General features: G+C 66.4%; 24 protein-coding genes. 16 read left to right on the top strand and 8 right to left on the bottom strand.

What is annotated here, in order from left to right; all coding sequences use genetic code 11:
- The first annotated feature begins 333 nt into the window (after positions 1–333).
- Genes G3N64_RS14890 through G3N64_RS14880 form a run of 3 tightly spaced genes read left to right on the top strand, consistent with a single transcriptional unit; the run spans position 334 to position 3,958 of the window.
- On the top strand, positions 334–2,523 hold the full coding sequence (locus G3N64_RS14890; protein ID WP_205784640.1) for a TonB-dependent siderophore receptor: 2,190 nt from the start codon (positions 334–336) through the stop codon (positions 2,521–2,523).
- 44 nt (positions 2,524–2,567) lie between these two features.
- Positions 2,568–3,251 (top strand): Fe2+-dependent dioxygenase, encoded by a 684-nt coding sequence (locus G3N64_RS14885; protein ID WP_205784639.1) that lies wholly within the window; start codon positions 2,568–2,570, stop codon positions 3,249–3,251.
- Entirely contained in the window at positions 3,248–3,958 is a 711-nt protein-coding gene (locus tag G3N64_RS14880) for a PepSY-associated TM helix domain-containing protein (RefSeq protein ID WP_205784638.1), read from the top strand. Before G3N64_RS14885 ends, G3N64_RS14880 begins: the two co-directional genes overlap by 4 nt.
- Positions 3,959–3,968: 10 nt before the next feature.
- Here the strand turns inward: G3N64_RS14880 and G3N64_RS14875 are convergent, their stop codons facing one another.
- From G3N64_RS14875 to G3N64_RS14855, 5 genes are all read right to left on the bottom strand, one after another.
- Positions 3,969–4,337, bottom strand: a complete 369-nt coding sequence (locus G3N64_RS14875; protein WP_205784637.1) for a YbjQ family protein — start codon at positions 4,335–4,337, stop codon at positions 3,969–3,971.
- A 127-nt stretch (positions 4,338–4,464) separates the two neighbouring features.
- A complete protein-coding gene (locus G3N64_RS14870) occupies positions 4,465–5,715 on the bottom strand; it encodes a M20/M25/M40 family metallo-hydrolase (RefSeq protein WP_205784636.1) in 1,251 nt (416 codons plus the stop codon).
- A 79-nt stretch (positions 5,716–5,794) separates the two neighbouring features.
- Entirely contained in the window at positions 5,795–7,507 is a 1,713-nt protein-coding gene (locus G3N64_RS14865) for a M36 family metallopeptidase (RefSeq protein ID WP_205784635.1), read from the bottom strand.
- 490 nt (positions 7,508–7,997) lie between these two features.
- On the bottom strand, positions 7,998–8,942 hold the full coding sequence (locus G3N64_RS14860) for a GlxA family transcriptional regulator (protein ID WP_166962216.1): 945 nt from the start codon (positions 8,940–8,942) through the stop codon (positions 7,998–8,000).
- Positions 8,943–9,069: 127 nt separating this feature from the next.
- The gene (locus tag G3N64_RS14855; RefSeq protein ID WP_205784634.1) at positions 9,070–10,032 is read right to left on the bottom strand and encodes a helix-turn-helix domain-containing protein; all 963 of its coding nucleotides are present in this window, start codon (positions 10,030–10,032) and stop codon (positions 9,070–9,072) included.
- A 244-nt stretch (positions 10,033–10,276) separates the two neighbouring features.
- On the opposite strand from G3N64_RS14855, the gene G3N64_RS14850 reads away from it, so the two are divergent.
- From G3N64_RS14850 to G3N64_RS14820, 7 genes are all read left to right on the top strand, one after another.
- Positions 10,277–11,434, top strand: a complete 1,158-nt coding sequence (locus tag G3N64_RS14850; RefSeq protein WP_205784633.1) for an amine dehydrogenase large subunit — start codon at positions 10,277–10,279, stop codon at positions 11,432–11,434.
- A gap of 7 nt (positions 11,435–11,441) precedes the next feature.
- On the top strand, positions 11,442–11,996 hold the full coding sequence (locus G3N64_RS14845) for a MauE/DoxX family redox-associated membrane protein (RefSeq protein WP_205784632.1): 555 nt from the start codon (positions 11,442–11,444) through the stop codon (positions 11,994–11,996).
- Positions 11,993–12,619, top strand: a complete 627-nt coding sequence (gene mauD, locus G3N64_RS14840) for a methylamine dehydrogenase accessory protein MauD (RefSeq protein WP_205784631.1) — start codon at positions 11,993–11,995, stop codon at positions 12,617–12,619. Before G3N64_RS14845 ends, mauD begins: the two co-directional genes overlap by 4 nt.
- Before the next feature lie 39 nt (positions 12,620–12,658).
- On the top strand, positions 12,659–13,186 hold the full coding sequence (locus G3N64_RS14835; RefSeq protein WP_205784630.1) for a methylamine dehydrogenase light chain: 528 nt from the start codon (positions 12,659–12,661) through the stop codon (positions 13,184–13,186).
- Positions 13,183–13,683: a cytochrome c gene (locus tag G3N64_RS14830; RefSeq protein WP_205784629.1), complete on the top strand. Its 501-nt coding sequence runs from the start codon at positions 13,183–13,185 to the stop codon at positions 13,681–13,683. Before G3N64_RS14835 ends, G3N64_RS14830 begins: the two co-directional genes overlap by 4 nt.
- 104 nt (positions 13,684–13,787) lie before the next feature.
- Entirely contained in the window at positions 13,788–14,228 is a 441-nt protein-coding gene (locus G3N64_RS14825) for a cytochrome c (RefSeq protein ID WP_241020975.1), read from the top strand.
- A 33-nt stretch (positions 14,229–14,261) separates the two neighbouring features.
- A complete protein-coding gene (locus G3N64_RS14820) occupies positions 14,262–15,767 on the top strand; it encodes an aldehyde dehydrogenase family protein (RefSeq protein ID WP_205784628.1) in 1,506 nt (501 codons plus the stop codon).
- Between the two features lie 140 nt (positions 15,768–15,907).
- On the opposite strand, the gene G3N64_RS14815 is transcribed toward G3N64_RS14820, so the two are convergent.
- The gene (locus tag G3N64_RS14815) at positions 15,908–17,491 is read right to left on the bottom strand and encodes an isocitrate lyase (RefSeq protein WP_085038736.1); all 1,584 of its coding nucleotides are present in this window, start codon (positions 17,489–17,491) and stop codon (positions 15,908–15,910) included.
- A gap of 162 nt (positions 17,492–17,653) precedes the next feature.
- Positions 17,654–17,902: a hypothetical protein gene (locus G3N64_RS14810; protein WP_205784627.1), complete on the bottom strand. Its 249-nt coding sequence runs from the start codon at positions 17,900–17,902 to the stop codon at positions 17,654–17,656.
- A gap of 199 nt (positions 17,903–18,101) precedes the next feature.
- Between G3N64_RS14810 and G3N64_RS14805 the strand changes: the two genes are divergently transcribed.
- The 6 genes from G3N64_RS14805 to G3N64_RS14780 all read left to right on the top strand — a co-directional run bounded on the left by G3N64_RS14805 (position 18,102) and on the right by G3N64_RS14780 (position 23,828).
- Positions 18,102–19,055, top strand: coding sequence for a choline ABC transporter substrate-binding protein (locus G3N64_RS14805; protein ID WP_205784626.1), 954 nt, complete (start codon positions 18,102–18,104; stop codon positions 19,053–19,055).
- A 79-nt stretch (positions 19,056–19,134) separates the two neighbouring features.
- Positions 19,135–20,064, top strand: a complete 930-nt coding sequence (locus G3N64_RS14800) for a 3-keto-5-aminohexanoate cleavage protein (RefSeq protein WP_205784625.1) — start codon at positions 19,135–19,137, stop codon at positions 20,062–20,064.
- 88 nt (positions 20,065–20,152) lie between these two features.
- Entirely contained in the window at positions 20,153–21,118 is a 966-nt protein-coding gene (locus tag G3N64_RS14795; protein ID WP_011354221.1) for an L-carnitine dehydrogenase, read from the top strand.
- A 12-nt stretch (positions 21,119–21,130) separates the two neighbouring features.
- Complete coding sequence (locus tag G3N64_RS14790; RefSeq protein WP_205784624.1) at positions 21,131–21,619, top strand: thioesterase family protein; 489 nt, start codon at positions 21,131–21,133, stop codon at positions 21,617–21,619.
- A gap of 33 nt (positions 21,620–21,652) precedes the next feature.
- A complete protein-coding gene (locus tag G3N64_RS14785) occupies positions 21,653–22,609 on the top strand; it encodes an alpha/beta hydrolase (protein ID WP_205784623.1) in 957 nt (318 codons plus the stop codon).
- Between the two features lie 22 nt (positions 22,610–22,631).
- Positions 22,632–23,828, top strand: coding sequence for a TauD/TfdA family dioxygenase (locus G3N64_RS14780; protein WP_205784622.1), 1,197 nt, complete (start codon positions 22,632–22,634; stop codon positions 23,826–23,828).
- A 205-nt stretch (positions 23,829–24,033) separates the two neighbouring features.
- On the opposite strand, the gene G3N64_RS14775 is transcribed toward G3N64_RS14780, so the two are convergent.
- Positions 24,034–24,330: a DUF4148 domain-containing protein gene (locus G3N64_RS14775; RefSeq protein ID WP_205784621.1), complete on the bottom strand. Its 297-nt coding sequence runs from the start codon at positions 24,328–24,330 to the stop codon at positions 24,034–24,036.
- Between the last annotated feature and the right edge of the window lie 315 nt (positions 24,331–24,645).

The raw sequence follows: 24,645 nt of genomic DNA, 5'->3' as shown, positions 1-24,645 counted from the left end.
ACTGTTCAAGGGATTGCGGGCATTTCTCATCAGAAGAATGCTGGCCTTTAATTACGAAATCCATTCAATAAATTACAAATTGGCTTCTGTAATTTTTCGAAACGATATTCATTGGTATGACAAAGTTTCTGAAATTGAAACAAATGGAAATACATGAAATGATATCGATTCTCATTTTCATGGTCGGTCGGGCAAGCCCGTCGATCACTCGTCAACCGTAGCCAGCTAGCGCCGCCCTCAGCCTGATTCGGGACGGCCAGTCAGCCAACGTATCCGTGCCTCGTGCGCGCCCCATCGCGCGTCCACGCGGACGGTTTTCCCGACTGGATTTCCATGCCGAACAGGACCCCGCTCGCGAGCGCGCTCGCGCTGGCCTTTGCCATGCCTATCGTTTCGCCCGCGCTCGCTCAGGGCGCGCCCGCCGTCGACGCGAACCCCGTTGCCGACGCAAAGCCCGCCGTGCGCACGCCCGACACGCTGCCGGCGATCAGCGTGTCGGGGCAGGCCGAGCATCAGGACTTCCAGGCGGAACGCTCGACCGTCGGCGCGAAAACCCCGACCGCGCTGCGCGACATTCCGCAGTCGGTCACGGTGATCAACAAGGCCTTGATGGAATCGCAGGGGCTCACGTCGTTCCAGGACGCGCTGCGCAATGCGCCGGGCATCACGATCGGCGGCGCGGAGGGCGGGCAGATCGGCAACAACATCAACCTGCGCGGCTTTACCGCGCAGAACGACATCTATCTCGACGGCTTCCGCGATCGCAACCAGTACTACCGCGACACGTTCGATCTCGATTCGGTCGAGGTGCTGTACGGCCCGTCGTCGATGCTGTTCGGGCGCGGCTCGACGGGCGGCGTGATCAACCAGGTATCGAAGAAGGCGAATCTGAAGCCGTCGGCCGAGGTGTCGACGACGATCGGCACCGACGATCGCTACCGCACGAGCATCGACCTGAACCGGCCGCTCGGTGCGACGTCGGCGTTCCGCATCAACGCGTTCGGCCAGTCGCTCGGCTCGACCCGCGACGTGATGAAGAACAAGGACTACGGGATCGCGCCGGAGCTGCGCTTCGGCATCGGCACGCCGACCGAGGTCACGCTGTCCGCGCTGATCCAGCACAACTACGACATGCCGGACTACGGCGTGCTCGCGGTCAACGGCCATCCGGCGCCGGTGTCGAAGCACACGTTCTACGGCCTCACCGACGACCGCACGATCCAGGACGTGCAGACGGTGTCCGCGCGCATCGACCATCGCGTCAACGATGCGCTGACGATCAGCAACCGCACGTCGTTCTCGCACTCGATGACGGATGCGCGCGAGACGGCGGCGAACGCGGTGCTGACCGGGCCGCTGTCGTCCAGCACCGCGCTGACGAACGGCAACTACACGTCGTTGCCGATGTCCGCGCTGTACGTGCGGCTCGCGAGCCACGATCGCGTGATCGAGAACCATTCGGTCGACAACGACACGATGGCGCATTTCAAGTTCGACACGGGGTTCGTGAAGCATGACCTGATCGCAGGTGTCGAGGTCGGCCACGACAGCTACACGAACCAGGCGTACACGCGCAGCGGCCTGCCGATCCTGTCGCTGATCAATCCGGCCTATCTGGCGTCGACGGCCACCAACGCGACGCAGACGCCGGCCAACCATGCCGAATCGGGCGCGACGACGCTCGCTGCGTACATGAACGACACGGTATCGATCGGCCGCGACTGGAAATTCGTCGGCGGGCTGCGCTGGGATCGCTTCCAGGCGCATCTCGCGAACACGGTGAGCGCGCCCGGCTATGCGTCGCAGACGAACTATTTCACGAGCGTGCGGGCCGGCGTGATCTACCAGCCGACCGAATCGCAGTCGTACTACTTCTCGTATGGCACGTCGTTCAACCCGTCGCTCGAGACGCTGACGGTCACGAACAACACGCAGAACCTGTCGCCCGAACACACGAAGTCATACGAGGTGGGCGGCAAGTGGGACCTGCTGAACGACAACCTGTCGGTCACGTCGGCGCTGTTCCAGCAAGAGAAGAGCAACGCGCGCACGCAGACGTCGACGGGCGAATACCTGCTCGAAGGCGATATTCGCGTGCGCGGCTTCCAGGCGAGCGTGACGGGCCACATCACGCCGAAGTGGCAGGTGTTCGGCAGCTACACGTACATGAACGGCGTAATCCTGAGCGCACGCGACGGCACGCAGGGCAAGACGCTCGCGAATACGCCGCGCAACACCTTCACGCTGTGGACGACGTATGCGTTCACGCCGCACTGGGAAATCGGCGGCGGTCCGACGTACATGTCGGGACGCTACGCGGCGAACACGGACTACGTGCAGGTGGGCGGCTATACGCGCTGGGATGCGACGGCTGCGTATCACGCGAAGCAGTGGGACCTGCGGCTGAACCTGCTGAACCTGACCAACAAGTTCTATTACGATGCGCTGATCCAGTCGGACGGCGGCCGCGCGGTGCCGGGCGTCGGGCGCACGTTCCTCGCGACGCTCGACTACCGGTTCTGAGCGATACGCACGCCGCCGCGGCATTCGATGAAAAAGGTGGAACGATGCTTGTACACATCCCGAACGTGCTGACGCCCGAACAGGTGCGCATGGTGCGCGACCGGCTCGATCGTGCGGGCGACGCGTGGGTCGACGGCCGCGCGACGGCCGGCTACACGGGCGCGCCGGTCAAGCGCAACCAGCAGATCGCCGAACATTCGCCGGTCGCGCGCGAGCTGGGCGACGTGATTCTCGCGGCGGTCGAGCGCAATCCGCTGTTCATCAGCGCGGCGCTGCCGAACCAGGTCTATCCGCCGCTGTTCAACCGCTACGAAGGCGGAATGACGTTCGGCAGCCACGTCGACGGCGCGGTGCGCGTGCTGCCGAACGGCGTGAAGCTGCGCACCGACGTGTCCGTCACGCTGTTCCTGTCCGCACCCGACGAATACGACGGCGGCGAACTCGTGATCGAGGATGCGTATGGCGTGCAGCAGGTCAAGCTGCCGGCTGGCGACCTGATCGTCTATCCGGCGACGAGCCTGCATCAGGTCACGCCGGTCACGCGCGGCGTGCGCGTCGCGAGCTTCTTCTGGGTGCAGAGCCTCGTGCGCAGCGATGCGCAGCGCGCGCTGCTGTTCGACATGGACACCGCGATCCAGCGGCTCAATGCCGGCGGCGCCGATACGCAGGCGTGCCGCAGTCTCGTCGGCTGTTATCACAATCTTTTGAGAATCTGGAGCGAAACGTGAGCGTTGCCGATCCCATCGAAATCGACGCGGCGCCCGCGTCGCGCTCTGCGCCGGGTGCGCGTCCGGCCGGCTCAGGCGGCACACGATCGCGCCGCGGCATGTTCATCAAATGGCTGCGCAAGGTGCACGGCTGGGTCGGACTGTGGGGCGCCGCGCTCGGCTTGCTGTTCGGGTCGACGGGGTTCCTGCTGAATCACCGCGCGCCGCCGCTGCGGATTCAGACCGGCGCGCCGCAGGTCGAGACGTTGCGGCTCGACGTGCCCGACCCGGAACCCGCGTCGCCGCAAGCACTCGCGCAATGGTTGCGCGGGCAACCGGATATGCATCTGCCGGAACGCATGGGGCGTGTGCAGAAGGAGCCCGAACATCCGGTCGCGTGGGGCGACCGCGAGACCGTGCAGCCCGAGCACTGGCAACTCGTGTTCGCGTCGCCGCGCGAGAGCGTCGCGGTCGACTACTGGGTCGGCAGCGACACGATGACGCTCAAGCGCACCGGCAACGGCACGCTCGCGTGGCTGACGAACCTGCACAAGGGCGTCGGGATGAGTATCGGCTGGGTGCTGCTCGTCGATACGCTCGCGGGGGCGTTGATCCTGCTGTCGCTGACGGGCGTGCTGCTGTGGACCGAACTGAACAGGCGCAAGACCGTCGGCGCGGTGCTCGCGATCGGCTCGATCGTCGCGATCGTGTGGGCGGCAGGCGCGTAACGGTTGACTGTCAGGCGCCGGCGTCGCGTGCGACCTGCACGGCCGTGCCGTAGCAGATGACTTCCGTGACGCCCGCCCCGATCTCCGTCGAGTCGTAGCGCATCGCGACGATCGCATTCGCGCCGAGCTTGCGCGCGTCGCCGAGCATCTTGTCGAACGCTTGCTGGCGCGCCTTCTCGCACAGCGACGTATAAAGCGTGATGTTGCCGCCGAAGAGGGTTTGCAGCGACGCGCCGAACGAGCCGACGATCGAGCGCGAGCGCACGATGATGCCCTGTGCGACGCCCAGCGAGCGGACGGTCGTGTGGCCGGGCAGGTCGAACGCGGTCGTGACGCGTTCGGGCGTGAGATCGCCGAACGAGCGGGAGATATCGGTCATGGCATTGCACCGTGTTGCTGAAGTGAACGAATGACGATTCTAGCCGGAACGGCAAACGGGCTCGCCCGGCTTCGAACGGGCGCGCCCGTGCCGCGCACCCGTTCCGCCGGACCCGGTCGTGGCCGGGTCAACGCTTGACGGTCGCGCTGCCGTTCCCGCCCAGATCGACCGCATACGCCAGCGCCAGCTTGCCGAACTTCAGCGCATGATTCGCCTGGCGATCCGAATTCTCCAGCGTGTCGTTCACGGTATGGATATACGGACTGTCGTTCTGGTCGGCCTCGAACGGGAACGACGCCGGATACCCTTGCGCATTCCACGACGCATGATCCGAGCACGCATACCCGCACTGCGACGTGCCGATCGCGAGTTCCGGCAGGTAGGTCTTCGCCAGGTTCGTCAGGTAGGTGTTCTGCGACGCGTTCGTGTAGTCGGTGATCAGGTAGATGTCCTTCGGATCGCCCTTGTAGTTCGTCATGTCGAGCTGCAGCACGCCGACCACGTTCGCATTTTGCGTACGGAACTGCTTCGCGATCGCTTTCGAGCCGAGCAGCCCGGCTTCCTCGGCTGCGTACCCGACGAACTTGATCGTCCGCTTCGGCTTGTAGTTGTTCGCCAGCAGCACGCGCAGCGCTTCGGTCAGGCTCGCGATGCCCGACGCATCGTCGTCCGCGCCGGGCGAGCGCGTGTTCTCCGTCGTGCGGCCGACCGTCGAATCGAGGTGGCCGCCCAGCACGATGGTGCCCGCGGCCGGATCGCTGCCGCGGATCGTCAGGATCACGGATTTCTGCGGGAAGCCCGTGTGCGTAAACTGCTCGACGGTGATGTCGGTGCGCGAACCCGCCAGCTGCTTCCACTGCAATGCAAGCCAGTCCGACGCGGCGACGCCGTGCGACGTCGTGTAGTAGCGGTTCGTGAAGCCGGACAGCGACGTGATCGTGCCGACGATGTTACTGGCCTGCAGTTGCTGGATCCACGTGCCGATCTGCGGCGCGTTCGATACCTTGTACACGGCGGTGGCCTGCTTCGCGAGCGTCGGCGGCAACGGCTGCAGTGCCTGGCGCGCGTCGTCGAACGAGTCGTGCACGACGTAGCCGGGCCCGTGGCCGCGCGTATGGTGGACGGCGTGGGCCAGCTCGCCGAGTCGCGAATCGTCGATTTCGACGACGTGAACGGTTTCGCGGCGCGCGGCGCCGTCGGCCGTCTTGCCGGCGTCGAGGGTCGTGCTGTATTGCGCGGTGGCGCTGGCGTCGATGCGTTGCAACTGGCGGAACGCCGTGTCGCCGAGGGTGATCCACACCGGCGTCGCATGCACGGCGGCGGTCAGCAGCATGCCGCCCAGCGCGGCGCTCAGGCGGGTCGGTTTCAGAGTAGGCATGTTCGATCTCGTGAGGATGGCGATGTCGAGGAAGAGGGCGCGCCGCAGGTCGTGCGATGCGCCCCCGCCTGCTGCGGAATTACGACTTCTTCGGTACGGTCACGCCGTACGTGCAACTCTGGTTGTACGCATTGCCGATCGCGGTGAGCTGCGCGCTGCTGTAGCCGAGTGCGGAGGCGGCCGTCAGCACGGCCTGCGCGGCGGCCTTCTGGTTGGTCGAGCTGTTGGTCATCGACAACCCCTTCAGGAACGCCTTGTCCATCGCCTGCGCACCGATCGCGTCGCGCGCGACGAGGTTGCACGAGGCCCAGTACTGGCCGGCCGTATGGATCTCCGCGCCGCGCGCCTGAGCATAGGTACGCCCGACGTTCCAGTTGGTCACGCGTCCGCCCCAGAACTCGTTGTGACCGTCCCAGTTGTAGACCCATTGGTACTGCGCATCCGACGGGCTCCACTGGTTGAAGTCGCGGCTGTACGCGGCGGCGAGATAGTCGCCGGTGCCTTCCGACAACCCTTCCTGCTGCGACAGGCCGCCGTTCGTCACCCAGTCGTGGATGCCGTGGCCGAGCTCGTGGATCACGACGTCCGCATCCTCCGCGTCGTCGACGCCGCCTTGCCCGAAGGTCAGCCGGCCGCTGCTCGACGAGTACGACGAGTTGTCGTCGCCCGATTCGCCGTGCGGGTCGTACTGCACGCCCCCTGTGTACTGGTACGGCATCGCCTTGATGCCGAGCGTCTGGTTCACGTAACGCAGGAACGTGTCGATGTGGAAGTACGTGTTCACGGCCTCGAAATACAGGTTGCCGCGCGCGAACTCGAACGCGGGCGTCGACTGCACGGGGCATGCCTTGTCGAGCGGCGCATCGAAATCGACGCAGGCGGCATACGGGCCCGACAGCGAGTAACGCCCACCCGACAGCGCAAGGTCCTTCAGCGTCACGCGCACGCGCGCGGCGGTGAGCTGCGACGAATCGGTGTCGTTGCTGTCCTTGTAGCCCGTGCTGCCGTAGCTGCTTTTGGTCGGCGACAGCGGGTCGGGCCGGAACACGAAGCCCGTGCCGTCGGTGGCGTAGAACGCCTTGTCCTCGGCGCGCAGCACTTCGCCGCTGCCCGAGTCGATCAGCAGTTCCCAATCGCCTTTCGGGCCGTCGTTCGGGCGGCCGCGCACTTTCCACACGATATGCGTGCCGGTCTTGTCGACGAAGGCGACGAGCTGCGCATCCAGATTCGTGAAGCCGCTCACGCCGAGATACGCGCGTGCGCGGTCGAGCGCCTGCTGCTGGTCGACGGCCTGCGACTTGCGCGACGTCGCGACCACGCCGTTGATCGTGTTGCTCGCGACGTACAGGATGCGGCCGTCCTTCGCGACCGTCACCGCGATATCGCTGCCGTACACGGGCAAGCCGGCTGCCTGCTGCTGCAGGCGCACGACGGTGAAGTCGGCATCGCTGCGCTCCGACGTAACGACGAGGCTCGCGAGCGCGGCCGCGTCGAGCCCGAGCTGCGTGGCCTGCGACGCGACGAAGTCGCGCGCGGTGGCGGCGGGCGTCGTGGCGGTCTTCTTCGCGCGATACGCGGGGTTGTACAGCGTGACGGCGACGCCGTCCGCGCGGAACTGCCCGGCGGCCGTATCGGCCTTGGCGGCCGGCGGCGCGACGCCGCGCGTCAGGCTTTCGCGCAGGCTCGTCGCTTGCGGATTCGAGACTTTCGTATCGGCCGCGGTGCCGCCGACGATGCCGAAACCGAGCGCGAGACCCAGGGCGAGCGGCAGTGCTTTGCGTGATGTCTGCATACGTGATCCTCATCTCAACGGTTGGACACGCCCGCGCGTTCGTGGCGCGCAGGCACGACACGGCCCGCGCGCCGGTTCGATGGAACCGGTGCGGCGAAGCGGTGTTGGGAGTGTCGACTGACTAAGGAACCCTAAATGTCAGGTCGAAAAGAAACGGGCGGGCGAAGAGCGGGGGGAGCGGACGAAGAAGCGAACGGCAGGCAGGTGCGGCGACGGCGAATCGAGCATCGTCATGTCATACCCCTCGGATCGGATCGATATCGGTTGATAGCCCACGTGGCGCCACGCGCGTCGAGATGCAGCACGCGTGTCGTTAGGCTGCCTATCTAACTTTTTTTGGTATGTTACAGAATATTTTCAACGACATTCCAATTTATTTTCGACGACCGCTTCGGTCCGTCGATCAATCGCCGGCATTGTTCAGCGAGCGGCGGGAAACGCTGCCGGAACGCGGAATACCACGCCGGATTGTGCTTAAAACCCGCGACGATCAGCGCGTCGCGCGCCGGTCGCTGCGCGGGCTCAAGCCGAATCGCGCGCGATATGTGCGCGAAAAATGCGACGGCGATTCGAACCCGCACGCGACGCAGACCGATGTGATGCTCATGTCGGTCTGCTGCAGCAGTTCACGGGCGCGATCGAGCCGCAGGTTCAGGTAGAAATGCGTCGGCGTGTCGTTCAGCGTCGCGCTGAACAGCCGTTCGAGCTGGCGCCGCGTGATCGAGACTTCCTGCGCGAGCGCATCGGAGCCGAGCGGGTTTTCCATGTGCCGCTGCATCGTGCCGATCACCTGGATCAGCTTGCGGTTGTGCACGCCGTAGCGTGCGGCGATCTCGAGCCGCTGGCTGTCCGAGCGCTGCCGGATCCGGCTGACGACGAACTGCTCGGAGATCGCCGCCGCGAGATCGGCGCCGTGCCGCCGCCCGATCAGGTCGAGCATCATGTCGATCGATGCGGTGCCGCCCGCGCACGTGATGCGCCGGTCGTCGATCTCGAACAGCTCCTGTGTCGCGTTCAGGCCGGGGTAGCGTTCGCGGAACGCGGCCAGTGCTTCCCAGTGCAGCGTGAGCGGTTGCGACGCGTCGAACAGCCCGGCTTCCGCGAGCACGAAACTGCCCGTGTCGATGCCGCCGAGCGTTGCCCCGTGACGGTGCTGGCGGCGCAGCCAGTCGCCGATCGCACGCGTGTAGCACACGAGCGGATCGAAACCCGCGACGACGAACACCGTATCGACCTTGTCGACATCCGCGCACGCGGCTTCGGCGGCGACCGGAATGCCGTTGCTGGCGGCGACGGGCGCGCCGTCGGCGCTGATCACGTGCCAGCGATAGAGCTCGGTGCGAAAGCGGTTCGCGACCCGCAGCGGCTCGACCGCGGACATGAAGCCGAGTGCGGAGAAGCCGGGCAGCAGCAGGAAGTGGAAATCCTCGGGCATCGGGGCAGGGGATGGTATCCGGTGGTCGTCGCGCATCGCACGGGGCGGCGAGCGGACGGGCATGCGCCGCGGCTGGTGCACATGCGCCGAACGGTCAGCGGGAGATTATCGCGGGTTTTGCGCGGCTTCAGCGCGTTTTTGCGCCACGCACGGACCGGCGCGCGGTGGTCGACGGCAACTCGCCGAACTGCGCCTTGTACGCGTTCGCGAAATGCCCGAGGTGGATGAAGCCCCAGCGCGCGGCCGCGTCGCTGATCGGCAGGTTGGCCTGCCGCGTATCGAGCAGCATCCGCCGTACTTGCGACAGGCGCAGCGAGCGTACGTAATGCAGCGGGCTGGTCTGCACGACCGACTGGAAGCTGTTCTGCATCGTGCGCCGGCTCACGCGCAATTGCGCGCACAGGCTCAGCACGTCGACCGGTGCTTCGGGATGGCCGATCACGTAGTCGTGCACGCGGCGCACGATGTCGGCGCGGCACGCGTGCGTGAGACGGTTCGACGGCTCGGGCATCCGGTACGTGAGGAGATCGACGAGCGCGTTGCCGATCTCGCCGCGCAGTTCGCGCTGCGCGCGTGCGTCGCGATAGGTATCGGGTGCCGACAGCACCCGCTCGAGTTGCGTGGCGATCTGCACGCTCGCGCGCATCAGCACGGCGGTGGGCATGTCGGCGACACCGCGCCGCAACGCGGCTTCGTCGAGGTGGACATCGGCTGCATCCTCGACCTGCTGCATCAGTTCGCCATCGGCGACGACGCCGATCAGCGACATGTCGTCGGGCGAATGCAGCTCGAACGGCGCACCGCCACGCGCCATCACTATCATGCCGCGGTCGATGCGCGCGCCGCCGAATGCGAACGCACCCGAGCCGGTGAGCGGCATGCCGAACACCGTATGGTCGTGCGGCAATCGTCCGCGCTGGATGATCCGGACGTTGGCGGTTTCCTGGAACAGCTGCACGCCATCCAGCACCGCATGCTTGACCGCGCTGCGATACGCGCCGGAGCCGATCTGGTCGTAGCGCTGGTTCCAGCCGCGCAGCGCCTCGGCATGCCGGTCCGCGTTGTCGAACCTCTCGTGGAACACGAACACAGCGCCTCCGGGTGCGTCGTTCAGGACCGCGCAAGATTAAACCGACCGCGCGGTCGGCGCAATAAGGGGGAGCGCTATTCCACGCGCATTTCTCAGAGGGTCGGAAGCTGCCGGCCGACGCGGCTTTCAGGCGGTTTTCCACTATCCCGAATCGGCACGCACGCGGTGCCGGTCCGGGTGCTGACCGGATTTATTGTCGAACTACAGTCGCCCCACATCACGTGATTCCCCAACTGGAGGCGACATGAGGACAAGGCGACGAACCGCGGTGCTCGCGGCGACGCTGGCGTTCGCGGCGGCATGGGCCGGAAGCGCGAACGCGACGGAAAAGCCGGAGGAACTGGTCGTGCAGAAGATGCCGCCGTGGCATCCGCACGAGGTCTATATCGTCGACATCTCGATGCCGTCGATGACCGACGGACGCATCTACGCGTACGACGCCGATGCGAAGAAGCTGCTCGGCCAGATCGACGGCGGCTTCGGCCCCGGCTTCGCGATCTCGCCCGATCACAGGACGAGCTTCGTCGCGACGACCTACTTCTCGCGCGGCTCGCACGGCACGCGCACCGACGTCGTCGAGATGACCGACAACACGACGCTCGATCACGCAGGCGAGATCGTGATTCCGGCGAAGCATGCGCAGCACGTGCCGTCGCCGTACAACACCGCGTTCAGCGCGGACGGCAAGCGGCTGTACGTCGCGAACATCACGCCGGCCGCATCGGTGACGGTGATCGACGCGGTGTCGAAGAAGGTGCTGTCGGAGATCGACACGGCGGCGTGCGTGCTCGCGTATCCGTCGGGCAACGACCGCTTCACCGCGCTGTGCGAAAGCGGCAAGGCGCTGACCGTCACGCTCGATGCGAACGGCAAGGAAACGAAGCGCGCGATGTCGGATGCATTCATCGACGTGGACAAGGATCCGGCGTTCGTGAACGCGTCGCGCTACAAGGGCGACTATCTGTTCACGACTTATGGCGGCAATGTGCGCAGCGCCGATTTCAGCGGCGACAAGCCGGCGTTCGGCAAGCCTTGGCCGCTGTTGACGGACGCCGAGCGTGCCGAAGGCTGGCGCCCGGGCGGCATGCAGCAGACGGCCGTGCAGGCGCGGCTGAACCGCTACTACGTGCTGATGCACAAGGGCGGCGACGGCTCGCACAAGGATCCCGGCACGCAGGTGTGGGTAGTCGACCTGAAGTCGAAGCAGCGCGTCGCGCGCTGGGATCTCGCGCAGCAGAAGGTCGATCCGCTCGTGTCGATCCAGGTCAGCGACGACGACAAGCCGCTGTTCTACGGGCTGACGGCGACGTCCGACCTGGTCGTGATGGATGCGCGCACGGGCAAGCTGCAGAACGTCGAGAAGCAAATCGGCAATACGTCGACGCTGCTCGTCAACCCGTGAGGCCGCGATGACGCTCGATCCTGTCCTTGCCACCAGCGCGCAGGCCGGCGCTGCCGTCGTCGTGCTGCTCGGCGCCTTCGCGAAGATGCGCCGGCCCGCCGCGTTCAGCCAGGCGCTCGCCGGCTACCGGCTGTTGCCCGATGCGCTGACCGCACCCGTCGCGTTCGCGATTCCGCTCGCGGAAGCCGTCGGCGCCGCGGCGCTGCTGTTTCCCGATACGCGCACGGCCGGCGCGATCGGCCTGATCGCGTTGCTCGTGGCCTTCGCCGCCGCGATTGCGATCAATCTCCTGCGCGGCCACACCGACATCGACTGCGGCTGTTCCGGCTTCGCGGCGGCGCGCGCGGACGCACCGCGCGGCATCGGCTGGCTGCACGTCGGGCGCGCGCTGCTGCTCGCCGCGCTGGCCGCGACCGCGCTCGTCGAACCGGGCGCACGCGCGGTCGTGTGGTTCGACTACCTGACGCTGTTCTTCTCCGTGCTGTTGATCGTCTGCGCGCTGCTCACCGTCGACGTGCTGCTCGCCAACGGTCCGCGCCTTTCCCACCTGAGGAATTCATGATGCAAACCGCTCTCACCGTTTCCACCGCCCTGCTGTGGGTGGCCGTCCTCGCGCTCGGCGCGATCTGCCTCGCGCTCGTGCGCCAGATCGGCATCCTGTACGAACGCATCATGCCGGCCGGCGCATTGATGATCGACAAGGGGCCGGCGGTCGGCGCGATCGCGCCGACGTTCGAACTGACCGACATTCGCGGCTCGCAGGTGAAGGTCGGCGGCATCGATGCATCGGGCAAGGCGACGCTGCTGTTCTTCCTGTCGCCGACGTGCCCCGTCTGCAAGAAGCTGCTGCCGCTGCTGCCGTCGCTGCAGGCGAGCGAATCGACGCCGGTGAACATCGTGCTCGCGAGCGACGGCGATGCAGACGAACACACGCGCTTCGCGCGCAAGCACGACCTCGGGCGCTTCCCGTACGTGCTGTCGCAGGAACTCGGCCTCGCATACCAGATCGGCAAGCTGCCGTACGCGGTGCTGCTCGACGAAACCGGCACGGTGCGTGCGAAGGGGCTCGTCAACACGCGCGAGCATCTCGAGAGCCTGTTCGAAGCGAAGGAGCGCGGCGTCGCATCGCTGCAGCAGTTCGTGCACGGCGATCACAGTCACGACGCGCACGCGCAGCACGCATGACCGGCCGACTGTCTTTCAACGTCAAGGGAGAACAACGACATGGGCCTGTTTGATTCATGGTTCGAGCGGTCGGCGCGCGGCGTCGCGCAGCATAGTTCGCGGCGCAGCGCGATGGCGAAGCTCGGCAAGGTGCTGGTGGGATCGGCGATGCTGCCGCTGCTGCCCGTCGATCGCACCGCGTATGCGGCCGAAGCGGCGTCCGGCGCCGCCGCATCGGGAGCAAGCGACGACCCGATGAGCTGCGACTACTGGAAATACTGCGCGATCGACGGCTGGCTGTGCAGTTGCTGCGGCGGCACGTCGAGCAGTTGCCCGCCGGGCACGACGCCTTCGCCGATCACGTGGATCGGCACGTGCCGCAATCCGCACGACGGTTCGGACTACATCGTGTCGTACAACGATTGCTGCGGCAAGACGTCGTGCGGAAAGTGCTTCTGCAATCGCAACGAGCGCGAGAAGCCGCTGTACAAGCTGTCGCTGAACAACGACATCAACTGGTGCATGGCCAACGGAAATTCGAACTATCACTGTTCGGTTTCGGTTCTGCTGGGAGCGGCAAAACAATGAAAGGGAAGCAAGCGGGAAAGATTGCCGTCGCATGCATGACGGCCGTGGCGGCCTTCGCGTTGGCGGGCGCCGCCGGCGCGCAGGAAACCGTGCATTACCCGGCCGGCAAGAGCCTGTTCGACGCGCAGTGCGCGGTGTGCCACCAGGCGGGCGGCAGGGGGCAGGACGGCCTCGCGCCGCCGCTGACCAGGTATCCGGGCAAGTACGCGACGGCCGAGCCGGGGCGCGCGCAACTGGTCGCGACGCTGCTGCACGGGATGTTCGGCGAGATCAAGGTGGACGACAAGCGCTACAACTTCAAGATGCCGTCGTTTGCGAGCGCGAGCGATGACGACATCGCGCACGTGCTCAACTACGTCGTATTCGATCTCAATGCGCAGCACGGCGACGCGAAGCCGTTCACGGCGGCGGAGATCCGTGCGGCGCGCGCGAAGGCGATGGACGGCACGGCCGTTCATGCGCAACGCGAAGTCGTCATCAAGGGGCTCGGCCTGTGAAGCGCGCCTGCGCGTCCCGTGTCGGCGACGCGGCGCCGCGCACGCGGTGCGCGGTGTCGTCGCGGCTCGTCGGCAGCCTGTCGCGTCGCCTGGCGTCGCTGCTGATGCTTGCCGGGGCGGTCGTCAGCCTGAGCGCGGCACCTGCGCATGCCGAAGGTCAGGCCGATGCGGCGCTCGCGCGGCAGCACTGGGTGCTCAACTGCATGGGCTGCCACACGGCGACGGGCGGCGGCATCTCCGGCAAGGTGCCGCCGCTCGCCAACTCGCTCGGCTATTTCACGCATCTGCCGGCCGGGCGCGAGTACGTGATGCGCGTGCCCGGCGCGTCGAACTCGGCGCTGTCGGACCAGGATCTGGCCGACGTGCTCAACTGGGTGCTCACGACGATGAACCACGACGCGCTGCCGCGCGACTTCAAGCCTTATACGGCCGCCGAAGTCGCCGCGCACCGCCGTCCCGCCATTTCCGACGTCGCGACCGTGCGCGCCGGCCTCGTTCGCGCGTTGCAGGCACGCGGGATCGACGGCGTCGCCGATCGCTACTGACCGACCCATTCAGGAAATCGAGGAATCAAGAAGATGGAGACGAACGAACATTTCCCGCTGCTCGACGCCACGCGCGCGTTTCTCGCGAAGCCGAAGAAAATGCTGATCGGCGCCGAGTGGTGCGATGCGGCGTCGGGCCGCCGGCTCGACGTCGTGAACCCGGCCGACGGCACCGTGCTCGCGCATGTGCCCGAAGCGGACGAGCATGACGTGCAGCAGGCCATCGCCGCCGCACGGCGCGCATTCGACGCGGGGCCGTGGCGCTCCGCGAAGACCACCGACCGCGCGCGCCTGCTGCTGGCGCTGGCCGACCTGATCGACGCGAATGCGCGCGAGCTGGCCGAAATCGAGTCGCTCGACAACGGCAAGCCGGTGACGGTGGCGCAGGGGCTCGATGTCGCGATGGCCGCGCAGTGCTTCCGCTACATGGCCGGCTGGGCGACGAAGATCGAAGGCAGCGTGATCGATGCGGGCATGCCGTACTTGCCGGACAGCGAGATCTTCACCTATACGCGCAAGGAACCCGTCGGCGTCGTCGGCGCGATCATTCCGTGGAATTTCCCGCTGCTGATGGCGGCGTGGAAGCTCGCGCCCGCGCTGGCCACGGGCTGCACCGTGGTGCTGAAACCCGCCGAAGATACGCCGCTCAGCGCATTGCGACTGGGCGAGCTGATTCAGGAGGCCGGTTTCCCGGTCGGCGTCGTCAATATCGTCACCGGCTACGGTCACACGGCCGGCGCCGCGCTGTCGCGCGATCCGCGTATCGACAAGATCGCGTTCACGGGCTCGACGCAGACGGGCAAGACGATCGGCCACGCGGCGCTCGACAACATGACGCGGATGTCGCTCGAACTCGGCGGGAAGTCGCCGGTGATCGTGCTGCCCGACGTCGATCCCGACAAGGCCGCACTGGGCGTGGCGAACGCGATCTTCTTCAACCAGGGGCAGGTGTGCACGGCCGGGTCGCGCGCATACATCCATTCGAAGGTGTTCGACGACGTGATCGAACGCGTCGCGAAGATCGCCGCGAGCCTGAAGATCGGCCCGGGGATGGATCCGTCGACGCAGATCGGCCCGCTCGTCTCGGCGAAGCAGCGCGAGCGCGTGTGCGCCTATATCGACTCGGGTTTCGGCGAGGGCGCCCGTGCCGCCGCGGGCGGCCGCGCGATCGACGGCCCCGGCTTCTTCGTCGAACCGACCGTGCTGATCGATACGACGCAGGCGATGCGCGTCGTGCGCGAGGAGATCTTCGGGCCGGTGCTCGTCGCGATGCCGTTCGACGATGTCGAGACGGCCGTGCAGCTCGCCAACGACACGCCTTACGGTCTCGGCGCGAGCATCTGGTCGAACGATCTTTCTGCGATTCACAAGCTGATCCCGCGTATCGCGGCCGGCACGGTGTGGGTCAACTGCCACTCGCTGCTCGACAACGCGATGCCGTTCGGCGGGATGAAGCAGTCGGGTTTCGGTCGCGAACTCGGCCGCGCGGTGATCGACCAGTACACGGAAAGCAAGTCGGTGATGATGAACTACGCATGAGCGCAGCGGTGCGCGCGTGCGCTTCGTCGAGCTGCCGGTCGAGCCGGCGGTGCTGGCGGACGCGTTCGTGCCGGTCATCGGGGAACAAAAAAAAACGCCAACCCGGAACGGGCTGGCGTTTCGCCTGGCGATGACCGGTATCAGAACTGGTTCATCGTGTTGTCCTTGCCTGCCGCCTTCAGCGCGGCTTCGCCGCTGAAGTATTCCTTGTGATCGTCACCGATGTCCGAGCCGGACATGTTCTGGTGCTTCACGCAGGCGATGCCCTGACGGATTTCCTTGCGCTGCACGCCGGCCACGTAGCCCAGCATGCCCTGGTCGCCGAAGTATTCCTTGGCCAGGTTGTCGGTCGACAGCGCGGCGGTGTGGTACGTCGGCAGCGTGATCAGGTGATGGAAGATACCTGCTTCACGCGATGCATCGGCCTGGAACGTGCGGATCTTCTCGTCGGCCAGCGCTGCCAGTTCCGTCTCGTCGTATTCCACGCTCATCAGCTGCGCACGGTCGTAGGCCGACACGTCCTTGCCTGCTGCCTTCAGCGCGTCGTACGCCTGCTGGCGGAAGTTCAGCGTCCAGTTGAACGACGGGCTGTTGTTGTACACCAGCTTCGCGTTCGGGATGACCTTGCGGATCTCGCTGACCATGCCGCCGATCTGGGCGATATGCGGTTTTTCGGTTTCGATCCACAGCAGGTCGGCGCCGTTTTGCAGCGACGTGATGCAGTCGAGCACGCAGCGCGCTTCGCCCGTGCCGGCGCGGAACTGGAACAGGTTGCTCGGCAGGCGCTTCGGACGCAGCAGCTTGCCGTCGCGCTTGATGACGACGTCACCGTTGCCCAGTTGGTCGGCCGACAGCTCTTCGCAGTCGAGGAACGCGTTGTACTGGTCGCCGAGGTCGCCCGGCGTGCTGGTCACGGCGATCTGCTTGGTCAGGCCGGCGCCGAGCGAGTCGGTGCGGGCCACGATGATGCCGTCGTCCACGCCCAGTTCCAGGAACGCGTAGCGGATCGCGCGGATCTTCGCGAGGAAGTCCTCGTGCGGCACGGTGACCTTGCCGTCCTGGTGGCCGCACTGCTTCTCGTCGGACACCTGGTTTTCGATCTGGATGCAGCATGCGCCTGCTTCGATGAACTGCTTGGCCAGCAGGTACGTGGCTTCCGCGTTGCCGAAGCCGGCGTCGATGTCGGCGATGATCGGCACGACGTGCGTCACGTGGTTGTCGATCTTGTCCTGGATCGCGGCCTTCGCGGCAGCGTCCTTGGCGGCGTCCAGCTCGCGGAACAGGCCGCCCAGTTCCCGGGCGTCGGCCTGGCGCAGGAACGTGTACAGCTCGCGGATCAGCGCGCTGACCGAAGTCTTTTCGTGCATCGACTGGTCCGGCAGCGGGCCGAACTCGGAGCGCAGCGCAGCGACCATCCAGCCGGACAGATACAGGTAGCGGCGTTCGGTGCTGTTGAAGTGCTTCTTGATCGAGATCATCTTCTGCTGGCCGATAAAGCCGTGCCAGCAACCCAGCGACTGCGTGTACTTGGCCGGATCGGCATCATAGGCGGCCATGTCGGCACGCATGATCTTCGCGGTGTACTTGGCGATGTCCAGGCCCGTCTTGAACTTGTTCTGGGCACGCATGCGGGCGGCGTACTCGGGGCTGATCGCATTCCACGCGCTGCCGTGGTTTTCCTTCAAACCGGCAACTGCCTTGATGTCGTCTTGATACTGGGCCATGTCAATCTCCTGGGAGCAAAGCGCGTTTGAGTAACTGGTTGAGCGTGCCCGCTACGTCTGTCGAAGCGAACTGCATGGGATAAATAGTAACGCCGCTCGTCGGGCTTTCGGCGATGTCTTATATAAGACATAAGACATTATTTTTGCTTGATTTTCAATGGGTTACGTCGTGATTTTTGCGATGTAAAACATGTTTTCAAGCGACGAAAAGGCGGCGGCGCGGGAATTCGACGTGGATTCCGCAATACGAAACGCGCTTTCGGCTGCTGGAGACCGGGCCAGCTTCACATGTGCTCGTGACACCCGTTCGTCGGTGCGGCGCGAGCAGCGCGGGCCCGAAGCCGCACCGGCACCCCGTTCGTGACCGGCAGAAGCGAAGGCGTCGCGCCGCATGTGGACAAGCCAGATCAATCGGGAATTCGCATGAAATCCCCACCTGGCAAGCCTCTCAAGAAACCTAGTGGTTTCCACTCATAGTCGCAAATAGTCAAGAACAGGTCGCCGCCGGTCTTCTTGCGGCCAATATGGCTCGTTACTTTTACTCCCACGATGCAGGCCGGGCACACCCCGCGTACCGGCTGCCGCGAGTCCAACCGGGAGGATACGAACCATGAAGTCGACGAAGATCGCCGCGCTTGCCGCGGCCGTGCTGGCGACCGGCGCGTTCACGCACACAGCGCTTGCCGAAACGGATGCCGCGACCTGCCGCACCGTGCGTTTCGCGGATATCGGCTGGACCGACATCACGTCGACCACGGCGCTCGCGTCGACCGTGTTCGAGGCGCTCGGCTACAAGCCGACCACGACGATCGCGTCGGTGCCGATCTCGTTCGCCGGCCTGAAGAGCAAGCAGCTCGACGTGTCGCTCGGCTACTGGTGGCCCGTGCAGCAGAAGCAGCTCCAGCCGTTCCTCGACAGCAAGTCGATCAACGTCGTCGAACCGCCGAACCTGTCGGGCGCGAAGGCGACGCTCGCGGTGCCGAGCTACGAATACCAGGCCGGCCTGAAGACCTTCGAGGACATCGCGAAGCACCGCGCGGAACTCGACGGCAAGATCTACGGGATCGAGCCGGGCAGCAGCGCGAACGCGACGATCCAGAAGATGATCGACACGAACCAGTACGGGCTCGGCGGCTTCAAGCTCGTCGAATCGAGCGAAGCCGGGATGCTGGTGACGGTCGAGCGCGCGGTCCGCGAGAAGAAGTGGGTCGTCTTCCTCGGCTGGGAGCCGCATCCGATGAACATCCAGCTGAGCATGAACTACCTGTCCGGTGGCGACGCGGCGTTCGGGCCGAATTACGGCGAAGCGCGCGTGTACACGCTCACCGCCCCCGACTTCATTTCACGCTGCCCGAACGCCGGCAAGCTCGTCACGAACCTGCGCTTCTCGACGCAGCTCGAGAACCAGCTGATGCAGTCGGTGATGAGCAAGACGAAGCCGGCCGACGCCGCGAAGGCGTACCTGAAGAAGAACCCGCAGGTGCTCGATCCGTGGCTCGCGGGCGTCAAGACGTTCGACGGCAAGGACGGGCTGCCGGCCGTGAAGGCGTATCTCGGCCTGTGACGGCCCGCGCGCCGCACCCGGCGCGCCCCGACGAAACCCCCGCAATGCGACCCAACCCGATTCAAACGAGGCAACCAGCATGAACCACGAAGTCATCATCACCTGCGCCGTCACCGGCGCCGGCGATACGGTCGGCAAGCACCCGGCGATTCCGGTCACGCCGAAGGAGATCGCGGCCGCCGCGATCGAGGCCGCGAAAGCCGGCGCGACGGTGGCGCACTGCCACGTGCGCGATCCGCAGACGGGGCGCGGCAGCCGCGACCCGAACCTGTACCGCGAAGTGGTCGACCGCATCCGCTCGGCCGACGTCGACGTGATCATCAACCTGACAGCCGGCATGGGCGGCGATCTCGAGATCGGCCCGGGCGAGGACCCGATGCGTTTCGGCAAGGGCACCGACCTGGTCGGCGGCCTCACGCGCCTCGCGCACGTCGAGGAACTGCTGCCCGAAATCTGCACGCTGGACTGCGGCACGCTGAATTTCGGCGACGGCGACTATATCTACGTATCGACGCCCGCGCAGTTGCGCGCCGGCGCGAAGCGCATCCAGGAACTCGGCGTGAAGCCGGAGCTGGAGATTTTCGACACGGGCCATCTGTGGTTCGCGAAGCAGTTGCTGAAGGAAGGGCTGCTCGACGATCCGCCGTTGTTCCAGCTGTGCCTCGGCATTCCGTGGGGCGCGCCGGCCGACACGGGCACGATGAAGGCGATGGTCGACAACCTGCCGCCGGGTGCGCACTGGGCCGGCTTCGGGATCGGCCGCATGCAGATGCCGATGGTCGCGCAGGCGATGCTGCTCGGCGGCCACGTGCGTGTCGGCCTCGAAGACAACATCTGGCTCGATCGCGGCGTGCATGCAACCAACGGCACGCTCGTCGAGCGCGCGCGCGAGATCGTCGAACGGCTCGGCGGCCGCGTGCTGACGCCGGCCGAAGGCCGCCGCAAGCTCGGCTTGCCCGCACGTGGCGAGCGTCCGCTCGAACGCCGTGCGGCCGCCGAGTTCGCGTGAGCGGATTTACCGACTGATCGATATGACGCGGCGGCACGCACGGGCGCGGCCGCCCACCGATTTCCCCTGATTTGAAGGATGCGTTGACATGGCTGTGAAGACCGACATCAAGACGTTCGCCGCCATCGGCACCGGCGTGATCGGTAGCGGATGGATTTCCCGCGCGCTCGCGCACGGTCTCGACGTGGTCGTCTGGGACCCCGCGCCGGGCGCGGAAGAGCGGCTGCGCGCGAACGTCGCGAACGCATGGCCCGCGCTCGAACGCGTCGGCCTCGCGCCGGGCGCCGATCCCGCGCGGCTGCGTTTCGTATCGACGATCGAGGCGTGCGTCGCCGATGCGGATTTCATCCAGGAAAGCGCGCCCGAGCGCGAGGCGCTGAAGCTCGAACTGCACGAGCAGATCAGCCGTGCGGCGAAGCCCGACGCGATCATCGCGTCGTCGACGTCGGGGCTGCTGCCGACGGATTTCTACGCACGGGCGACGCATCCGGAGCGCTGCGTGGTCGGCCATCCGTTCAATCCCGTCTACCTGCTGCCGCTCGTCGAAGTGCTCGGCGGCGCGCGCACGTCGCCGGAAGCGGTCGAGGGCGCGATGGAGATCTATCGCAAGCTCGGCATGCGGCCGCTGCACGTGCGCAAGGAAGTGCCGGGCTTCATCGCGGATCGCCTGCTCGAAGCGTTGTGGCGCGAGGCGCTGCACCTCGTCAACGAAGGCGTCGCGACGACCGGCGAGATCGACGATGCGATCCGCTTCGGCGCGGGCATCCGCTGGTCGTTCATGGGCACGTTCCTGACCTACACGCTCGCCGGCGGCGACGCGGGCATGCGACACTTCATGCAGCAATTCGGCCCCGCGCTCGAACTGCCGTGGACGAAGCTGGTCGCGCCCACGTTGACCGACGCCTTGATCGACAGCGTCGTCGAAGGCACGACCGAACAGCAGGGCACGCGCAGCATCAAGGAACTCGAGCGCTATCGCGACGAGTGCATCACCGAGGTGCTGAAGTCGATCGCCGCGGTGAAGGCGCGGCACGGGATGCGATTCGAAGACTGAGGACGAGAGACGATGACGGGCGATACCCCGCTGACGATTTACCGCGACGTGGTGCGGCCCGAATGGGTCGACTACAACGGCCACCTGCGCGATGCGTTCTATCTGCTGATCTTCAGCTTCGCGACCGATGCGCTGCTGGATCGCATCGGCCTCGACGACGCCGCGCGCCGCGAGCGGGGCCGCTCGGTCTACACGCTCGAAGCGCACGTGAACTATCTGCACGAGATCAAGGAGGGCACGCAGGTGCGCGTCGATGCGCGCGTGCTCGCGCACGACGCGAAGCGGCTGCACCTGTACCTCGAGCTGTTTGCGGACAGGCATGACGATGCGGTATCGGCGAGCGAGCAGATGCTGCTGCACGTCGATACGCGCGACGGCGCGAAGTCGGCGCCGTTCGACGACGACGTGGCCGCACGCGTGGCCGAGCTGCATGCATTGCAGCGCGATTGCGCCGCGCCCGCGTATGCGGGCCGCGTGATCGGCCTGCCGCCGCGCCGCTAGCGGGCGCGAACTTTCAACCGCGGAGCGCACACGATGCTCGAACCGGAAATCGCGGCGTTCGTTGCAGCCGTCGACGCGTGGTATCCGGCCGACGCGGCGGCGCGCTCGCCCGACGAGCAGCGCCGCCTCTACGACCGCTTCGCGGCCGAATGGACACCGGCCGCGCTGCCGGCCGGCATCGTGCAGCAGGACGCCGTCTGGCATGCGCCCGACGGCCGCGCGATCGCGCTGCGGCGCTACACGTCCGCGCATGGCACGCCGCGCGGCACGGTGCTGTTCTTTCATGGCGGCGGCTTCGTCGTCGGCTCGCTCGACAGTCATGCACTGATCACCGCGCAACTGGCGGCCGATACGGGGCTCGACGTGATCGCGGTCGACTACCGGCTCGCGCCCGAGCATCGCGCGCCGGCCGCGCTGGAAGATTGCCTGGACGTCACGCGCGCCGCGCGCGACGCACGCTGGCCGTTCGGGCCGTGCGTGCATCCGCTGACGCTCGCGGGCGACAGCGCGGGCGGCATGCTCGCGGCGGCGGTGGCCACCGCGTTGCGCGAGGCGGGCGAAGGCGGTGTCGACGGCATCGCGCTCGTCTATCCGATGCTCGGATTCGAGCCGCAATCGCCCGCGCGCGAAACGGAAGCGCATGCGCCGATGCTGACGCTCGACGACGTCCATCGGTATCGCGCACTGTATTGGGAAGGCGGCCTGTCCGACGCGCTGGGCGACGGCAACCCGCTGCTGCGCGCGTCGGTGCCGCTCGCGGCTTCGCGTTTCGACAGCCTGCCGCCCGTGCTCGCGATCGGCGCGGAACACGATCCGCTGCGCGACGATGCGCGCGTGTACGTCGAACGGATTCGCGCGGCCGGCGGTGCCGCGCACTACTGGATGGGAGAGGGGCTGGTGCACGGCTGCTGGCGCGCGCTCGGAACGAGTCCGCAGGCGGCGCGGCTGCACCGGACGGTCGGCGGGTTTCTGCTCGCACCACAGGCGTAGCGGGCGTTTCCGGGAGGCAACGATGCAGGCAGTGCAACACCGTATCGAGGACTGGCGGACGTTTTCGGCCGATGCGGCCATTGCGGCCGCGACGATTGGCGACGGCGCGGTGGACGTCGAGTGGAGCGACACGCGACGATCGCCGTTTCATTTCGACTGGCTGCGCGACAACTGCGCGTGTTCCGCCTGCGTGCATGCCGTCACGCGCGAGCAGGTGTTCGAGATCGCCGACGCGCGCGAGGATCTCTCCGCGCTCACGGTGCACGTCGAAACCGACGGCGCGCTGCATGTCGAGTGGAACGACGGACATCGCAGCGCGTGGTCGCCGGGCTGGTTGCGCGCGCATGCGTATGACGATGCGTCGCGTGCGGAGCGCCAGGCCGCGCACGGGCGGCACGTGTGGGCCGGCGACGATGCGACGGCCATCGGCGTGTTCGCGTGGTGCGACGTGATGGAGGACGACCGCGCCTTGCTCGCGTGGCTCGCCGCGTTGCAGCGCACGGGGCTGACGCTCGTCGAAGGCGTGCCGGCCGAGCGTGGCCGTGTCGACGAAATCGCGCGCCGCGTCGGCCTGATCCGCGAGAGCAATTTCGGCGTGCTGTTCGACGTCGAATCGAAGCCGCGCCCGGACAGCAATGCGTATACGTCGCTGAACCTGCCGCCGCATACCGATCTGCCGACCCGCGAGTTGCAGCCGGGCGTGCAGTTCCTGCATTGCCTCGCGAACGACGCGACCGGCGGCGACAGTGTGTTCCTCGACGGCTTTGCGCTTGCGGATGCGCTGCGGCGCGAGCATCCGGCCGATTTTGACCGGCTCGCGTCAACGCCGTTCGAGTTCTGGAACAAGAGTGCGAACAGCGATTACCGCTGCTCGGCGCCGGTGATCGGGCTCGATGCAAGCGGCAACGTCACCGAGGTGCGTGTCGCGAACTTCCTGCGCGGGCCGCTCGATGCGCCGGCCGGCTCGGTCGCGGCCGTCTATCGTGCGTACCGGCGGTTCCTCGCGCTGGCGCGCGAGCCGCGCTTTCGCGTGCAGCGCCGGCTGCGGGCGGGCGATATGTGGGCGTTCGACAACCGGCGCGTGCTGCATGCGCGCACCGAGTTCGATCCGTCTACCGGCCGCCGGCATCTGCAGGGCTGCTATGTCGATCGCGACGAACTGCTGTCGCGGTGGCGGGTGTTGTCGCGTTCGGTGCCCGCCGCGGCCGCGCCGCGCTGACGGGCGTGCCCGGCTTCATCCTGCCCGCACGCATACCTCGCAGATGATGAAAAAGCGCCCGGACGCCAGGCGCCCGGGCGAAGCCACCCGTTGTCGGGCGGCGGAGGTATGCGTTTCATAAAAAAGGACGAGCCCCGCAAGGGGGCTCGTCCTGACTTTGCTGCTTCATCGCGCGACGCGCGGCGCCCGCCGAGGGCGCATCGGCTTACTGGCCGAAGAAGATCGAGTCGCGGGCGTTCGACGATGCAGCCGGGGCGCCCGAGTGGACGGCCGGAGCCGGTTGTGCGCCGTAGCCGCTGGTGTCGGCACCATGAACGCGCGCTTCGGCGCTCTGGATGTCGTTCGGGTAGTACGGGCTCGACAGGCCCGGCTTGTAGCCGGCTTTTTCGAGCTGAACCAGTTCGTTGCGCACTTGAGCGCGGGTCACGGTGCTTTGGGCGAATGCGCCAAACGAAGCGGACAGGGCGGCAGCGGCAACGACTGCGGAAACGAGCGATTTCATGATGACCTCCGGTGTTTTATTGAGTTCGCTCTTGACACCATGTCTTAAGCGATTGATCAAATCTTAGTCATCGGAGGGTTCAGGGTAAACGCTGATTTTGACGATAAATTGTTTCCTGCGTGGTAACAGTGGCGCGTCGAATCAGGCTTTCAACCGGCTTTCTTTTCGGTTGATGTAATAAGTATGAGGAATGTTGCGGCGGGCGATGCGCGGTTCAGTGCGCCTCGGCCGCCGTGTCGAACGGCCGGCCCGGCGGGCGTCCGGCCGGCGCGCCCGCGCTGAGGAAGCGCACGCCCGTCGCGGCTTCCGATGCTA

Origin of the sequence: Burkholderia sp. Ac-20344, from assembly GCF_017104975.1 — a bacterium.
Classification (GTDB): Bacteria; Pseudomonadota; Gammaproteobacteria; order Burkholderiales; family Burkholderiaceae; genus Burkholderia.
This window is presented reverse-complemented; position numbering and strand designations above follow the sequence as displayed.

Coding starts and splice junctions, on each gene's coding strand:
- G3N64_RS14890 (WP_205784640.1), top strand. CDS start 334: ATGCCGAACAGGACCCCGCTCGCGAGCGCGCTCGCGCTGGCCTTTGCC.
- G3N64_RS14885 (WP_205784639.1), top strand. CDS start 2,568: ATGCTTGTACACATCCCGAACGTGCTGACGCCCGAACAGGTGCGCATG.
- G3N64_RS14875 (WP_205784637.1), bottom strand. CDS start 4,337: ATGACCGATATCTCCCGCTCGTTCGGCGATCTCACGCCCGAACGCGTC.
- G3N64_RS14870 (WP_205784636.1), bottom strand. CDS start 5,715: ATGCCTACTCTGAAACCGACCCGCCTGAGCGCCGCGCTGGGCGGCATG.
- G3N64_RS14865 (WP_205784635.1), bottom strand. CDS start 7,507: ATGCAGACATCACGCAAAGCACTGCCGCTCGCCCTGGGTCTCGCGCTC.
- G3N64_RS14860 (WP_166962216.1), bottom strand. CDS start 8,942: ATGCCCGAGGATTTCCACTTCCTGCTGCTGCCCGGCTTCTCCGCACTC.
- G3N64_RS14850 (WP_205784633.1), top strand. CDS start 10,277: ATGAGGACAAGGCGACGAACCGCGGTGCTCGCGGCGACGCTGGCGTTC.
- G3N64_RS14845 (WP_205784632.1), top strand. CDS start 11,442: ATGACGCTCGATCCTGTCCTTGCCACCAGCGCGCAGGCCGGCGCTGCC.
- mauD (WP_205784631.1), top strand. CDS start 11,993: ATGATGCAAACCGCTCTCACCGTTTCCACCGCCCTGCTGTGGGTGGCC.
- G3N64_RS14835 (WP_205784630.1), top strand. CDS start 12,659: ATGGGCCTGTTTGATTCATGGTTCGAGCGGTCGGCGCGCGGCGTCGCG.
- G3N64_RS14830 (WP_205784629.1), top strand. CDS start 13,183: ATGAAAGGGAAGCAAGCGGGAAAGATTGCCGTCGCATGCATGACGGCC.
- G3N64_RS14825 (WP_241020975.1), top strand. CDS start 13,788: ATGCTTGCCGGGGCGGTCGTCAGCCTGAGCGCGGCACCTGCGCATGCC.
- G3N64_RS14820 (WP_205784628.1), top strand. CDS start 14,262: ATGGAGACGAACGAACATTTCCCGCTGCTCGACGCCACGCGCGCGTTT.
- G3N64_RS14815 (WP_085038736.1), bottom strand. CDS start 17,491: ATGGCCCAGTATCAAGACGACATCAAGGCAGTTGCCGGTTTGAAGGAA.
- G3N64_RS14805 (WP_205784626.1), top strand. CDS start 18,102: ATGAAGTCGACGAAGATCGCCGCGCTTGCCGCGGCCGTGCTGGCGACC.
- G3N64_RS14800 (WP_205784625.1), top strand. CDS start 19,135: ATGAACCACGAAGTCATCATCACCTGCGCCGTCACCGGCGCCGGCGAT.
- G3N64_RS14795 (WP_011354221.1), top strand. CDS start 20,153: ATGGCTGTGAAGACCGACATCAAGACGTTCGCCGCCATCGGCACCGGC.
- G3N64_RS14790 (WP_205784624.1), top strand. CDS start 21,131: ATGACGGGCGATACCCCGCTGACGATTTACCGCGACGTGGTGCGGCCC.
- G3N64_RS14785 (WP_205784623.1), top strand. CDS start 21,653: ATGCTCGAACCGGAAATCGCGGCGTTCGTTGCAGCCGTCGACGCGTGG.
- G3N64_RS14780 (WP_205784622.1), top strand. CDS start 22,632: ATGCAGGCAGTGCAACACCGTATCGAGGACTGGCGGACGTTTTCGGCC.
- G3N64_RS14775 (WP_205784621.1), bottom strand. CDS start 24,330: ATGAAATCGCTCGTTTCCGCAGTCGTTGCCGCTGCCGCCCTGTCCGCT.